We start from the raw sequence: 14,201 nt of genomic DNA on the forward strand, positions 1-14,201 counted from the left end.
TTTTGATCGTTTTCTCGCCACGCTCGGCTATCCGAACTGGGAAGAGACGCAAAACCCGGTGTATCGCCTGTTTCTCGCATCGTAGAGCGGCTCGGGGTTTACCTTGACGTAGCGCGATGCCGCGCGACGAATGAGTCGCGCAGCGAATGCGCCACGAGCCTTGTCTGGACGGCGTTAGCGCCGAATTGTGTCCGCGGTCGCGTGCGGCCAATCAAACCTTTTATCTCCAGACGCAATACGGCCTATCTACCGTATCGCGTTGCGCGATATAACGCGTGGTCGTCAAACTGAGTGCAAATCTAACGCTGCATTCAGGAGACAACTCATGCGCACTCAAGTCGGCATCGTCGGTGCCGGGCCTGCGGGACTGCTGCTTTCCCATCTTCTTCATTTGCGTGGTATCGACTCCGTCGTGCTGGAGTCGCGTGCTCGCGATCAGATCGAATCCACCATCCGTGCCGGCGTGCTTGAACAGGGCACGATGGACCTGTTGACCGAAGCCGGTGTCGGCGCCCGCATGAAGGCCGAAGGCGCGCTGCATCACGGCTTCGAGCTGGCTTTCGAAGGCAAGCGGCGCCGCATCGATCTGACCGGACTCACAGGGCATTCGATTACGGTCTACGCACAGCACGAAGTGATCAAGGATCTCGTCGCGGCACGTATGGCCGACGACGGCAAGCTGCGTTTCAGCGTGTCGGACACGTCGATTCACGGCATCGATACCGACAAGCCGTCGATCCGTTATCGCCACGAGGGCGAAGCGTACGAACTGCAATGCGACTTCGTGATCGGCTGCGACGGTTCGCAGGGCGTGTCGCGCGCGTCGATTCCGCAGGCATTGCGCAAGGATTTCGAACGTGTGTACCCGTTCGGTTGGTTCGGTATCCTGTGTGAAGCGCCGCCGTCATCGGATGAATTGATCTACGCCCGTCACAAACGCGGCTTCGCGCTGATCAGCACGCGCTCGCCGAACGTGCAGCGCATGTACTTCCAGTGCGGCCCGAAAGACTCGGTGGAGAATTGGTCCGACGACCGGATCTGGGCGGAACTGCATGCACGAGTCGATTCGCACGATGGCCGACAAATCGTCGACGCAAGATCTTTCAGAAGAACATTGTCGCCATGTGCAGTTTCATGTCGAACACCATGCAACATGGCAGGCTCTTTCTGGCGGGCGACGCGGCGCATATCGTGCCGCCCACCGGCGCGAAGGGTATGAATCTGGCGGTGGCCGACGTGCGCGTGCTGACCCAGGCGCTCAACGCTTACTACGTTGAAAACCGCACCGATCTGCTCGACAGCTACAGCGCGACCGCGCTCAAACGCATCTGGCGCGCCGAGCACTTTTCTTACTGGATGACCACCATGATGCACCGTATCGAAGGCGCGTCGCCGTTCGAGCAGCAGCTTCAGGTCGCCGAGCTCGAATATGTGACGACGTCGCGCGCGGCGGCCACCGCCATGGCGGAAAATTATGTGGGCGTGGCCGGCGCTCAGATCTGAGCGGCCAGGGCGAGGCGCCTCGCCGGCATGCCGTGGGTCGTCGCGTGCTGCTGCGCGATGGTCGGCGCGGCGACAACGCGCCTCGTGCCCGACATTGCCTCGAAAGGCCGCGGTGGCGCGCGCACAAAGCATCCGGCCGTCGCACACTCACGCATAGATGAAATCTTCCCCGGCGAATGCAGCGGGACGAAACGACAGCGGCTTATGTCCGCGTTGTCATTTTGCCGGGGTATGCTCTCCCTTTAGTGCGTTCTTCGAAAAAGGGGCAGAGGCAAATGCGGCGTGTCATATTCAACCAGAAGGGCGGGGTGGGCAAATCGACCATCGTGTGCAACCTGGCGGCCATCAACGCCAGCGAGAACCTGCGTACGCTGGTTATCGATCTCGACCCGCAAGGTAACTCCAGCCAGTATCTGCTTGGCAAAGAGGCCAGCGATCTCAAGCCCAACGTCGCGGACTTCTTCGAAACGGCCTTGAGTTTCAGCTTCAGACCCACGCCGGTCTCGACGTTCATTCACCGCACGCCGTTCGAAAACCTCGACGTAATGCCCTCTCATCCGGATCTCGACACACTTCACGGCAAGCTGGAGTCGCGCTACAAGATCTACAAGCTGCGTGACGCGTTGAACGAACTGGACGAGTACGACGCGATTTACATCGATACGCCTCCGGCATTGAATTTCTATACCCGCTCCGCGCTGATTGCGGTCGAGCGCTGCCTGATTCCTTTCGACTGCGACGATTTTTCCCGCCGCGCCCTGTATACGCTGCTCGACAACGTCAAGGAGATTCAGCAGGACCATAACGCCGGTCTGGAAGTCGAAGGTATCGTGATCAACCAGTTTCAGCCGCGCGCGAGCCTTCCCCTTCAACTGGTCGAGGAGTTGATCAGCGAAGGCTTGCCTGTGCTGGAGTCGCGATTGTCGACTTCGGTGAAGATTCGCGAGTCGCATCAGTACGCCAAGCCGATGATTCACTTCGACCCGCGTCACAAACTCGCCCATGAATTCATGGCATTGCATCGGGAATTGATTGGATAGTCTCAGGCATGCCTCGCTAGTCACGCGTGTCCGGATCGCTTTCGCGACTGAAGAATGAATCCGTTGATCATCCCGTTCGGCGCGGGCTCGCGAATGTGATAATCGGGCACGTTCACTCGCTAATGAGGTAATGCAATGCAGGTCTATGGCAGACGCAGTTCGATCAACGTACAAAAAGTGCTGTGGTGTCTCGCTGAACTGGGTTTCGCAGAAGGGCGGGAATTTTCGCGGATCGATGCCGGGCTCGAGTTCGGCGTGATCGACACGCCGCCGTATCGTGCGCTCAATCCGAACGGGTTGGTGCCCACGCTCGTGGATGGTGAGTGCGTGCTGTGGGAGTCGAATACGATCGTGCGCTATCTGGCCGCGAAACACGACGCGCAAACCTTGTTGCCGTCCGAACCCGCTGCGCGTGCCGATGTCGAGCGCTGGATGGACTGGCAACTCGGCACGCTCTGGGCAACGTTGCGCGTCGCGTTCCTCGGTCTGACGCGAGTGCCGGAGGAGCAACGCGACTATGACGCCATCGAGCGTTCATATCGCGAAGCAACGCGACTTCTAGGCATTGCCGACGCTGTCCTCGCGAAACACGACTATCTCGCGCAGGATCGCTTTACCGTGGCCGATATCGGAGTCGGCCTCGCGGCGCACCGCTGGGTGCATCTCGCGGAACGGTTTGCCGACGTGCTCCAGGCGCCGCAGCCCTTGCCTTCGCTGGACCGCTGGCTTCAGGCGGTCAAGGGCAGGCCGGCTTTTTCCGTGGCGGTCGCTCCCTGATTGGGCGTGAGGCGTGGCGCATATGCGCCTCACTCGATCAAAGTGTCGCGAATAGGCCGACCATAATCGCGCCGAATAGAATCCATTTGAATATGTAGTACGTTGGCCGATGCCATGCCTTTAGACGCTTTCCAACCCGTCGCACGGCATACAGATAGTTGAAAATGCGATTCAGAACCCAATGCGATTTCCGGCTTCGTTCGGCGAGGCTGCCGTGCGAAGCTGAATGGCGGAAAACATCCGATTGAACGCGGCCGCCCAGCGAAAATACATTGTTCGGAGTGGAGAGGCGTTCGGAATGGAGACCGGGCCGAGTCGCCGCACTCGCTGAAGCGACCGGGGCTGCGTGGTATAGCGCTGTGAATGACTGCTGCTCCGCAAAACAGGCACTGTGCGCGCCATGCAGAACAGTCCCCGCGTCCGAGCAGAGAAAGTAGCGTTTTTCAAGCAAATGCCTTTAGAAAACACCGGCTGCCCAACCGTTCTTTAATTGTAGTGGCAGCAGCAACAGTGAATTCAGGATTGTCGGATTTATCCCGCCGCGGCGGGCACCTACACTGTATTCACCGCTGCAACAACAGCCCCATCCGCAGCGCGTAGAAAGACAATCTCTGGAGGTGGTTTCATGAAGTCGCTCATTCAAGCTGTTGCTATCGCCGTTGTTCTTGCCGCGCCGGTAGCATCGTTCGCCCAGTCGTCCAATGACGCCGCGTCGCAAGCCGTGCAAGCGCAGGCCTCGGGCCAGCAACAATCGGCTCAAACGGACAAGAGCGGTTATGGCTCAGGCAGCCGTGGCACGTGGCAAGCGGGTTATGGTAACGACACGACGGTGAGTTCGTATTCGCCGCCGATCCGCAACATTCGTTAAGCAAACGACGAAGCGCGCGGCGAACACATCGCCGCGCGGGCGGATTGTTTTCTATGGCGCGCGCAACAGGGTCATTTCGTTGTGCAGCAGCGCCAGCAGATCATCATTACTAGGCCGCGTGCCCCAGTGCCGCGCGCCCGCCACTGACGCAATCGCGATCCACGAGTGAGGTGGAAACCATTCGCGCAGCAGTGTGCCATCCTGACGCAAACACAATTGGCCGGTCTGCTCGCTGTATTCGGCGCAGATCAGCGTGTCGTTGATTTGCGCGGTGACTCGGAGTGGATCGCTGCGTAGCACAATGTTGCTCCCGCGGATTAGGTGGCGCGAATGCGTGCGCGGCACGGTCGCGTCATCAACGCGACCGTGCCGCGTGCATCAATGATCGCCGTGACCGTGACCGTAGCCGCGATCGTCGCCATGGCCATGCCAGCCGTTATCGTGACCGCGCCAGTCGCCGTGCGGGCCACGCGCCTCGTGCCATTCGCGTCCGTCGCGGTGACGCTCTTCCCACTCGCGCCGCTCCCAGTAGCGGTGGCCGTCGTAATAGCGCTCGCCGTACCAGCCCGGACTCACCACGACCACCGGCGGAGCCGGAGCGTAAACCGGCGGCGGGGGCGGGGCATACACGGGTTCGGGCGCGTAAGCGACCCCGGGAATGCCGATGTTCACACCCACATCGACGTGGGCCAGCGCGACTGACGATGCGCCGATTCCGAGTCCCGCAACGATCGCCATGGACAGCCAGCGGTTTCGTGATTTGTTCATGTTGTATTTCCCGCTTCTACGATAGTGAGTGGAAAGTGTTGTGTGGCTCGCGCTCAATAGCGGTCGCGATCGTGATAGCGATAATGGTCATGATCGTGGTAACCGCCCTCGGGGACGACGATGCAACCGCTCAATGCACCGCCGAGCGTGACGGCGAGAATGGCCAGCGCGAAAATTCTTTTCATGACGTTGCTCCTGTTTCCTTGTGACCCGAACTCTACTGACCGGCCGTATTTCCGGTGTGTTTGTGTGTAACAGGACGTGTCGATAGGCGCGTGTGGCGACAACGCGTGTACCGCGTAAGGGGCGCACGCCAGAGCCTGGTGAGAAGAGGGCGGATTATGCGGCGATCGGCGCGCAAGCCATTGAACGCACTGCAAATAAGGCGTGTTGGTCGACCCTTGCGCAAAGCACTGCGGGCCGATCGGCGTGTGGATCGGCGGCACCCGGTCCCGTGGCGGGCAGGATTACCGCATCCATGCCGTACGGATACATTCAGTTGCAGACTAAGTCGCTGACCGGCGCTGTTGGCCGATTGAATCGCTCGGGTCGATTGATGATCCGCCGAAACATTGCGCGTGAGCGTCAGGACGTGGACCGTCGCCATTGGCGCCCGGCATGCGCAACGACACGATCACGTCGATATCGACGCGGTGACGTCCGCGCGCGAACCTCGCGACGTCGCGCGTGATAAGCACATAAAAAACAAGTCTTTTACGCGCGTCGCCAAGACTGGTTAGATCACGGGATCGACTGTCCGTGGGTCGATCCTGTTCAATCGCATTTCTTGCCGGTCAGCCATGAGCACACTTACCGAAGCGTTCACGCCGGATGCCGCGGCGCTCGCCGCGCGCCGGATGCCCGCGCGTGCTGCGCCAGTGGAGTGGTCGCGGCGCGACGGCCGCATGCTCGACGCCGATCTGCGCGAGGCGATCCACGCGGCCTTCACCGCGAACCCGTGCCTGAAGAGTTGGCCTGCCCACGCGATCGACGCGCTGTGCGACGCCGGCCACCTCCGCACGTGGAGCAACGGCGAGTTGATTTTCGCGCGCGACGAGCCGTGCGACGACATTCAGGTGGTACTGTCCGGCGCGATCGAAATGAGCTGGACCAACGCGGCCGGCGTCCGCGCGGTGGCGGTGTATATGTGGCCGAACGAGGTCATCAATTTCATTCCGGTTCTGGACCGGCGCGGTTCAATGCATGATCAGCGCGCGCACGGTTCGACCACGCTGTTCCACATTCCCGGTCAAGCGCTGTTCGATCTGTTCGCCCGCGAGCCGGTGCTGTTGCGTAACGTGCTGGATCTGATCTGCCTGCGCAGCCGCGCACTGCACGGCCGCATGAGCAGGACTGCGCTGGCGGGTTTTCGCGCGCGCATGGCGGACCAGTTGCTCGCGCTCGCCGAATGGCATGGCAGACAAACGGAGCGGGGCGTCGAGTTGACGATCAGACTCTCGCAGGAGGATCTCGCGGCCTTGCTTGCCGCGTCACGGCAGAGCGTCAACAAGGAACTGCGCTGGCTGGTGCGCAACGGTATCGTCGACGTGCGTTATAGCCGCCTGACCGTGATCGACATGAAAGCGCTGCGCGAACTGAGCGAGGCCGCGTGAGAAAACTGATAACGATATAAAAAGCGCTTCTATCAAGTGTCCAAAGCGCGATAGATTCGCGGCGCCCACCCTGTCGATAATGACTCGTCGATTCAGACCTGTCCTGTCCTCAAACCGGGAGTTGCATCACATGTCGAACCTCAGTCTCGCGACGTCCAACGCACTGGACATTCATCCCGTCACTGGCCGCATCGGCGCGGAAGTTCGCGGCGTACGGCTGTCCGGCCAGCTCGAACCCGCAACGCTCGAAGCTATTCGCGCGGCGCTGCTGCGTCACAAGGTGATCTTTTTCCGCGGCCAGACGCATTTGCAGGACGCCGACCAGGAAGCGTTCGCCAAGCTGCTCGGCGAGCCGGTTTCGCATCCCACGGTGCCAGTGGTGGACGGCACGGACTATCTGCTCGAACTCGACTCGCATCGCGGCGGCCGCGCGAATTCATGGCATACGGATGTGACCTTCGTCGATGCCTATCCGCAAGCGTCGATCCTGCGCGGCGTGACGATTCCGGAAGTGGGCGGCGACACGGTATGGGCCAACACGGCCACCGCCTATGACGATCTGCCGCCGCCACTCAAGGCGCTCGCCGAACAATTGTGGGCCGTGCACAGCAACGAATACGACTATGCGAACCACGCGAACGTCGGCGAGCGCGGGCGCGATACCGAGGCGTTGAAACGTTACCGCGAGGCGTTCGTGTCCACGCGCTACGAGACCGAGCATCCGGTCGTGCGCGTGCATCCGGAATCCGGCGAAAAGACCTTGATTCTCGGGCACTTCGTGAAGAGTTTCGTGGGCCTCACGCCGAGTGCGTCGGCGCATGTGCTCGAACTGCTGCAAGGCTACGTGACGCGGCTGGAGAACATCGTGCGCTGGCGCTGGCAGACTGGCGACGTGGCGATCTGGGACAACCGCGCGACCCAGCACTACGCGGTCAACGACTATGGCGACGCCCACCGGGTGGTGCGGCGCGTCACGCTGAAAGGCGATGTGCCGGTCAGCGTCGACGGCCGCCGCAGCTTCACGCGCAGTGTCGAACCGAGACCGGCGGCGAAGGCGGCCTGAGGGGCGCGCTCACCTCGATTGCTCGCGAGTGGTTTCGTTCAGCGCGCATGGCGCGGCTATTCAGTGGCGAGGTGCGCCGGCGCGGTTGTTTCCCGATAGCCGAGCCGCGTCGAGATCGCGAGGCCCGACTTTCTGAGCAGCGCGACGTAGTGCGACTTGGTGTCGGCGCCGCAACGCATGGTCGGAAATGAAATGGACAAACCGGCGATCACGCGGCCGAAGCGGTCGAACACCGGCACGGCGAGACACTGCAGGCCTTCTTCCTGTTCCTCGTTGTCCTCGCCGTAGCCTTGCTCGCGCACGCGCGGCAGAATGCTGAGCACGGCTTCGGCGGAGGCAAGCGTCTTTTGCGTCGACTTGCGGAATTCGACGTGGGAAAGCACTTCGCGCGCGTCGGCCGGTTCCATCCACGCGAGCAGCACCTTGCCGATCGCCGTGCTATGCAGCGGATTGCGCCGGCCGATGCGCGATTGCATGCGCAGCCCGTAATCGGCGTCGATCTTGTGAATGTAGATGATGGCGTCTTCGTCGAAAGCACCCAAGTGCACCGCCTCGCGCGTCGCCGCGCCGATACGGCGCATCTCGACGTCGGCCTCGCGGACCAGATCGACGCTTTCCAACGCTTTCGCGCCGAGTTCGAACAGACGGATGGTCAGCCGGTAGCGCTCGGTTTCCACTTCCTGCGTCACGTAGCCGAGCGACTTCAACGTCTGGATCACGCGATGCACGGTGGTCTTCGACATGCCGAGCCGCTGCGACAGTTCGCTAATGCCGATCTGTCCGCTGTCGCCGATCGCGCCGAGAATCGCGAAGACCCGGCCGATCGACGAGGCCGATTCGCCCTTGTCGCAAACCATGCCGCCCATGCCGCCGAAGTCGGCGTTCTCCGCGTCCTGTAGGTGGGCGGGGGCGTCGTCCTTGCGCTGTTTGCCTGTTGCTGCCATTGCCTTCTTCCCTGTCTATGCGTTGCCGCGCCGCCAACGCGCGTGTCGGCGACGCGCCGAGAGCATACCGCGTCCCGCGCGCGCTGCCGAGTCAACGCGCGAGCCAGCCGCCGTCCACCGCCAGTGTATGCCCGTGCACATAGTCCGAAGCGGATGACGCGAGGAACACGACCGGGCCCGCCAGGTCGTCCGGGGTGCCCCAACGGGCGGCCGGAATGCGGCCGAGAATCTCGTCGTTGCGCTGCGCATCGTCGCGCAAGGCCGCCGTGTTCGCGGTCGCCATGTAGCCTGGCGCGATCGCATTCACATTGATGCCTTGCGCCGCCCATTCGTTCGCGAGCAACCGCGTGAGCCCGAGCACGCCGCTTTTCGATGCCGTATAGGAGGCCACCCGTATGCCGCCCTGAAACGACAGCATCGACGCGACATTGATGATCTTGCCGCCGCTTCGCTGCTTGACGAACTGCCGCGCGGCGGCCTGCGAGAGAAAGAACAGGCTCTTCAGATTGACGTCCACGACCGCGTCCCAGTCGGCTTCGGTGAAATCGAGCGCGTTCTCGCGGCGGATGATGCCCGCGTTGTTCACCAGCACGTCGATGCGGCCGAAAGCCTCGACCGCGGCGCGCACGATGTCCTCGACCGGCGCGATCGAGCCGAGATCGGCACGCACGTCCGCGAAGCGTCGGCCGGTTGCGGCCACGCGCGCGGGCGTGTCGCCGGCGTCGGCCCGGCTCACGCCGAGAATGTCGCAGCCGGCGTTTGCCAGCGCGAGCGCCATGGCCGCGCCAAGGCCCGTGTTGCTGCCGGTGACGATGGCGACGCGGCCGGTGAGATCAAAGGTGTTCACGGTATTCAAGCCCATGTCGTGCGCCGGGAGTTCCTGGCGCGAGAGAAGCAGTGAAGCGAGCAGCAAAACAAGCGGTTGAAAGGCGGGCGAAGAAAGCGACGAAGAAAGCGGCCCGGCGATGTGATCCATGTCGCTGAACACCTGGTTTTCTCCGACCATGCCCCAGATGAACGTGTACGCCTGCGTGCCGACGCCGGAGTGAATCGACCAGCTCGGCGAAATCACCGCCTGCTCGTTGTGCACGAGAATGTGCCGCGTCTCGTTCGGCTCGCCCATCATGTGGAAGACGGCGGCGTCGTCGGCGACGTTGAAATAGAAATACACCTCCATGCGGCGTTCATGCGTATGGCACGGCATGGTGTTCCACAGGCTGCCCGGTTCGAGTTTCGTCATGCCCATAGACAGCTGGCAGGTGGGCAGCACTTCGGGAACGATGAACTTGTAGATGGTGCGGCGGTTGCTCGTGGCGGGGTCGCCGAGCGTTTGCGGCGAGGCTTGCGCCAGCGTTATCGTGCGGGTCGGATACGACGTGTGCGCGGGGGCGCAGTTCAGGTAGAACTTCGCGGGGCGCGTGGCGTTGTCGCTGCCGAAGGCGATGGCCTGCGCGCCTTTGCCGATGTAGATCGCCTCTTCATTGCGCACCGTATGGCGCGTGCCGTCCACATCGACCCAGCCGTCGCCGCCGATGTTGATCGCGCCGAGTTCGCGCCGCTCCAGCAGATAACTCACGCCGATCGCCTTGCCGAGCGAGCCGGGCACTTCGACCGCGCGCGCCACCGGCGACACGCCGCCGACGATGATCCGGTCGACATGGCTATAGGTGAGTTTCAACGCATCGCGCTCGAACACCTGATCGACCAGAAACGCCTGGCGCAGCCCTGCGGTGTCGAGCGTCTTCGCGTATTCGCTGTTGATGGCCTGTCTCACTTCCATGGTGCTTTCTCCGCTCGGTTGGCGCGCCTTGCCGTCTCTCCAGGCAGGCGCCGTTCTGGGCTCGACTGTAGCGCAGAAATGCGGTCTCGGAACAGTGGTCCGAAAATAGTGCAATGCGTCACCATGACTGGCAAGGGTTTCAGAAGACGCACGGGTAAACGATAAACGCAAATTTCAATAGAAACGGAACGGCGTTCCTGAGGCGGTGCTATATTGCGCCGAAAGGGAGCAGCCCGGCTTAAGAACGGGACATTACCCCGGGTGATCCACCCGATAACTGGACGCAAAGTCCACGGAGGAGGCATGAAGCTCAAGAAGGCCATCGACCGCATTCCTGGCGGCCTGATGCTGGTGCCGTTGCTGCTCGGCGCCTGCGTCCACACGTTTGCGCCGGGCGCGGGCAAGTACTTCGGGTCGTTCACCAATGGGTTGATTACCGGCACCGTGCCGATTCTGGCGGTGTGGTTCTTCTGCATGGGCGCGACCATCGATCTGCGGGCGACCGGCACCGTACTGCGTAAATCCGGCACGCTGCTGGTGACGAAAATGATCGTGGCATGGATCGCGACGATCGTCGCCTCGCACTTCATTCCGATCGACGGCGTCAAGGCGGGGCTCTTCGCCGGACTTTCGGTGCTGGCGATCACGACCTCGATGGACATGACCAACGGCGGTCTCTACGCGGCCGTGATGCAGCAATACGGAACCCGGGAAGAGGCGGGCGCGTTCGTGCTGATGTCGGTGGAATCCGGGCCGCTCGTCAGCATGATCATTCTCGGCGCGACCGGCGTGGCGTTCTTCGAGCCGCGCCTGTTCGTCGGCGCGGTGCTGCCGTTTCTGATCGGCTTCGTGCTGGGTAATCTGGATGGCGAATTGCGCGAATTCTTCGGCCGTTGCGTGCATCCGCTGATCCCGTTCTTCGGCTTTGCGCTCGGTAACGGCATCGACCTCGGCGTGATTGCGAAAAGCGGCGTGCCGGGAATCGTGCTGGGTCTGGGCGTGATCGTGGTGACCGGTATTCCGCTGATTCTCGCGGACCGCTGGATCGCCGGCGGCAATGGAGCGGCGGGGCTGGCCGCTTCGTCGACGGCGGGGGCCGCGGTGGCCAATCCGGCGATCATCGGCGAGATGATTCCGAGCTTCAAGCCGCTGGTGCCCGCCGCAACCGCGATGGTGGCGACGGCCTGTCTCGTGACGGCGATTCTGGTGCCGATCCTCACGGCGCTGTGGGTGCGCCGGCATCATGCGCGCGACGCGTTGCGCGAGGAGTTCGCGGCGGCAAGCTCACCGCCGCTCAATGAGCGGGACGTGCATGTGTAGGGCGGGGTGAAGCCAGCTCGCTTGCGTTCCTGATAGACGTAAGCGGGGTCAGGCGTCAGCGGGTCGCGCGATTGCTCTGTGGTTGCTTGCGCTTGCGGGTAGTGGCTGCCGGTTCGCCCGTGCTCATGACAATAAAAAAAGTCCGCGAGCGACGGCTCACGGACCCGGTGCAGTGTAATGAAGCGTTGGCGGAAGGCGGCGAAAACGCCGCCTGCGCGAACCTTAGACCGCCATCACAGATACGGCCTTGGTGACCAGGTAGCCTTCCATCGCTTCCGGGCCGCCTTCTGAACCGTAGCCCGAATCCTTCACGCCGCCGAACGGCATTTCCGGCGACGGCGTAGCCGGCTGGTTGATCCACAGCATGCCGACTTCCAGTTGCTGCGACAGCAGATGCACATTGGCGAACGACTTGGTGAACGCGTAGCCGGCGAGACCGTACGGCAGACGGTTGGCTTCGGCGATCGCTTCTTCCAGTGTGTCGAAGCCGCGGATCGCGGCGATCGGGCCGAACGGCTCGTTGTTGAACACGTCGGCTTCGAGCGACACGTTGGTCAGCACGGTCGGTGCGAAGAAGTTGCCTTCCGAGCCTACGCGCTCGCCGCCCGTTTCCACCTTGGCGCCGGTTTTGCGGGCGTCGTCGAGCACCTTGCTCATTGCCGTCAGACGGCGCGCGTTGGCGAGCGGCCCGAGAGTCGTGCCCTCGGCAAGCCCGTCGCCCAGCTTGAGGCCTTCAGCGTGCTTGACGAGCGCCGCGGCGAATTCCTCGCGGATGCTGTTGTGCACGAGAAAGCGCGTGGGCGAGATGCATACCTGACCGGCATTGCGAAACTTCGCACCACCTGCGGCCTTCACGGCGAGCGCCACGTCGGCGTCTTCGGCCACGATGACCGGCGCGTGACCGCCCAATTCCATCGTCGCGCGCTTCATGTGTGCGCCGGCCAACGCCGCCAGTTGCTTGCCGACCGGCGTCGAGCCGGTGAACGTGACCTTGCGGATCACCGGATGCGGAATCAGGTAGCTGGAGATTTCAGCCGGGTCGCCGAACACGAGGCCGACCGTACCCGCCGGCACGCCGGCTTCGACGAAGGCCTGCAGCAGCGCTGCCGGCGACGCCGGGGTTTCTTCCGGCGCCTTGACGAGGAACGAGCAGCCGCACGCGAGCGCGGCGCTCAGCTTGCGCACCACCTGGTTGACCGGGAAATTCCACGGCGTGAACGCCGCCACCGGGCCGATCGGCTCCTTGAGCACGAGTTGCTGCGCCGCGAGGTTGCGCGACGGCACGATGCGGCCGTAGACACGGCGGCCTTCGTCGGCGAACCATTCGATGATGTCCGCCGCCGCCAGCACTTCGACGCGCGCTTCGGCGAACGGCTTGCCCTGTTCCTGCGTCATCAGGCGGCCGATATCCGACGCACGCTCGCGCACCAGCGCGGCGGCGCGGCGCATGGTGTTGGCGCGCTCGTTGGCCGGCACTTTGCGCCAGGCTTCGAAGCCGCGCTGCGCGGCGGCCAGCGCCCGGTCCAGATCGGCAATGCCGGCGTGCGCCACTTTGCCGATGGCCTGCCCGGTGGCCGGGTTGATGACGTCGAGGGTCTTGCCGCTGGCGGCGTCGCACCACTCGCCGTTGATCAGAAGTCGGGTATCGGTATAGCTCGAATTGGCCATGCTGGGGTTCCTGTATATGGGAAGACGACAGGCCGCGCGCGCGTGAAACATGGGGCTGAATCTGCGCGGGCCCTGGATGGACTGCCGATACCAATCATCTTATCTGATTGTGCAAAATCGCACCGACGGCCGGCCCGGCCGCGCCGCGCGGCACGCGTCTTGCGGCGCGGGTGGCGCGACAGCGGGAAACTGCCCAAAGCGGTGCCGCGCAAAGAAGCGTAGAGTCGAACAGCAGTGGCAGGAACCGGCGCGGACCCGCGGCCGTGGATGGTGCTGGAGGCCGGCTCGGGCAGGCAAAAGCAGAGAAAAGCAGGGAAAAAGCCGGCTCGAGCAGGCGAAAGCAGTACGCAAGGCGGTACGCGAAGCAGCGCGTTAGGCAACGTTCGCAGCGGCGAGCGAAACCCGGCGAATGCAGCCCAATCAACCCAGATGCACACGAGGAATCGACATGCCAACCGGTACAGTGAAATGGTTCAATGACGCGAAAGGCTTTGGCTTCATCACCCCCGACGACGGCGGTGAAGATCTGTTCGCTCACTTCTCGGAAATTCGTTCCGAGGGTTTCAAGTCCTTGCAGGAAAATCAAAAGGTCAGCTTTGAAATCAAGCAGGGACCGAAGGGCAAGCAGGCGGCGGATATCAAGCCGGTCTGAACTGAAAGGCCGGTTCGCGCGTGACAGGCGCGCGGCCGGCCGGTACTTTCCTTAAGGTTTCCTTCAGCTTTGCTCCGTAGTATTTGCGCGATTACCCGCCGCCCGGTGGGCAAAAGTTCCGATTTTTTGTCGTTACTGAACAGAAAGCGCCAATACAAGGCTTGCTGGAGCATCCATGAAAACCCTGTTCTTGCAGGCGCCGTCT

13 protein-coding genes and 2 pseudogenes are annotated in these 14,201 nt (G+C 62.6%); 8 read left to right on the forward strand and 7 right to left on the reverse strand.

The genetic code is table 11. The annotated features are described in order from the left end of the window. The first annotated feature begins 325 nt into the window (after positions 1 to 325). The 4 genes and pseudogenes from P0D70_RS34795 to P0D70_RS34810 all read left to right on the forward strand — a co-directional run bounded on the left by P0D70_RS34795 (position 326) and on the right by P0D70_RS34810 (position 4,188). Positions 326 to 1,503 (forward strand): annotated as a pseudogene (locus P0D70_RS34795) (4-hydroxybenzoate 3-monooxygenase). Positions 1,504 to 1,778: 275 nt separating this feature from the next. After that, positions 1,779 to 2,543, forward strand: a complete 765-nt coding sequence (locus tag P0D70_RS34800) for a ParA family protein (protein ID WP_408187845.1) — start codon at positions 1,779 to 1,781, stop codon at positions 2,541 to 2,543. A gap of 135 nt (positions 2,544 to 2,678) precedes the next feature. Continuing rightward, on the forward strand, positions 2,679 to 3,320 hold the full coding sequence (locus P0D70_RS34805; RefSeq protein WP_091793818.1) for a glutathione S-transferase family protein: 642 nt from the start codon (positions 2,679 to 2,681) through the stop codon (positions 3,318 to 3,320). A gap of 625 nt (positions 3,321 to 3,945) precedes the next feature. Continuing rightward, complete coding sequence (locus P0D70_RS34810; protein ID WP_091793819.1) at positions 3,946 to 4,188, forward strand: hypothetical protein; 243 nt, start codon at positions 3,946 to 3,948, stop codon at positions 4,186 to 4,188. A 51-nt stretch (positions 4,189 to 4,239) separates the two neighbouring features. Here P0D70_RS34810 and P0D70_RS34815 read toward each other — a convergent pair whose 3' ends face one another. From P0D70_RS34815 to P0D70_RS34825, 3 genes are all read right to left on the reverse strand, one after another. Further along, entirely contained in the window at positions 4,240 to 4,488 is a 249-nt protein-coding gene (locus tag P0D70_RS34815) for a hypothetical protein (RefSeq protein WP_091800458.1), read from the reverse strand. A 78-nt stretch (positions 4,489 to 4,566) separates the two neighbouring features. Beyond that, positions 4,567 to 4,956, reverse strand: coding sequence for a hypothetical protein (locus P0D70_RS34820; protein WP_408187846.1), 390 nt, complete (start codon positions 4,954 to 4,956; stop codon positions 4,567 to 4,569). Between the two features lie 53 nt (positions 4,957 to 5,009). Then, complete coding sequence (locus tag P0D70_RS34825) at positions 5,010 to 5,141, reverse strand: hypothetical protein (protein ID WP_286161937.1); 132 nt, start codon at positions 5,139 to 5,141, stop codon at positions 5,010 to 5,012. A gap of 615 nt (positions 5,142 to 5,756) precedes the next feature. On the opposite strand from P0D70_RS34825, the gene P0D70_RS34830 reads away from it, so the two are divergent. Together P0D70_RS34830 and P0D70_RS34835 are read left to right on the forward strand one after the other, a co-directional pair. Further along, a complete protein-coding gene (locus tag P0D70_RS34830) occupies positions 5,757 to 6,569 on the forward strand; it encodes a Crp/Fnr family transcriptional regulator (RefSeq protein ID WP_408187847.1) in 813 nt (270 codons plus the stop codon). Positions 6,570 to 6,699: 130 nt separating this feature from the next. After that, the gene (locus P0D70_RS34835) at positions 6,700 to 7,632 is read left to right on the forward strand and encodes a TauD/TfdA dioxygenase family protein (protein WP_408187848.1); all 933 of its coding nucleotides are present in this window, start codon (positions 6,700 to 6,702) and stop codon (positions 7,630 to 7,632) included. A gap of 56 nt (positions 7,633 to 7,688) precedes the next feature. Here the strand turns inward: P0D70_RS34835 and kdgR are convergent, their stop codons facing one another. The 3 genes and pseudogenes from kdgR to kduI form a co-directional block, all read right to left on the reverse strand. Continuing rightward, positions 7,689 to 8,576, reverse strand: a complete 888-nt coding sequence (kdgR, locus tag P0D70_RS34840) for a DNA-binding transcriptional regulator KdgR (protein WP_408187849.1) — start codon at positions 8,574 to 8,576, stop codon at positions 7,689 to 7,691. A gap of 91 nt (positions 8,577 to 8,667) precedes the next feature. Then, the gene (kduD, locus tag P0D70_RS34845) at positions 8,668 to 9,438 is read right to left on the reverse strand and encodes a 2-dehydro-3-deoxy-D-gluconate 5-dehydrogenase KduD (RefSeq protein WP_408187850.1); all 771 of its coding nucleotides are present in this window, start codon (positions 9,436 to 9,438) and stop codon (positions 8,668 to 8,670) included. 99 nt (positions 9,439 to 9,537) lie between these two features. Further along, positions 9,538 to 10,356 (reverse strand): annotated as a pseudogene (gene kduI / locus P0D70_RS34850) (5-dehydro-4-deoxy-D-glucuronate isomerase); the annotation flags it as partial. A 303-nt stretch (positions 10,357 to 10,659) separates the two neighbouring features. Between kduI and kdgT the strand changes: the two are divergent. Further along, complete coding sequence (gene kdgT, locus P0D70_RS34855) at positions 10,660 to 11,676, forward strand: 2-keto-3-deoxygluconate transporter (protein WP_091793833.1); 1,017 nt, start codon at positions 10,660 to 10,662, stop codon at positions 11,674 to 11,676. 222 nt (positions 11,677 to 11,898) lie between these two features. Here kdgT and P0D70_RS34860 read toward each other — a convergent pair whose 3' ends face one another. Further along, the gene (locus P0D70_RS34860) at positions 11,899 to 13,344 is read right to left on the reverse strand and encodes an NAD-dependent succinate-semialdehyde dehydrogenase (protein WP_091793835.1); all 1,446 of its coding nucleotides are present in this window, start codon (positions 13,342 to 13,344) and stop codon (positions 11,899 to 11,901) included. Positions 13,345 to 13,792: 448 nt separating this feature from the next. Between P0D70_RS34860 and P0D70_RS34865 the strand changes: the two genes are divergently transcribed. Continuing rightward, positions 13,793 to 13,996 (forward strand): cold-shock protein, encoded by a 204-nt coding sequence (locus P0D70_RS34865; RefSeq protein ID WP_007181784.1) that lies wholly within the window; start codon positions 13,793 to 13,795, stop codon positions 13,994 to 13,996. Positions 13,997 to 14,201: the final 205 nt, after the last annotated feature.

It is taken from the genome of Paraburkholderia sp. RL17-381-BIF-C (genome assembly GCF_046026435.1).
Taxonomy (GTDB): Bacteria; Pseudomonadota; Gammaproteobacteria; order Burkholderiales; family Burkholderiaceae; genus Paraburkholderia.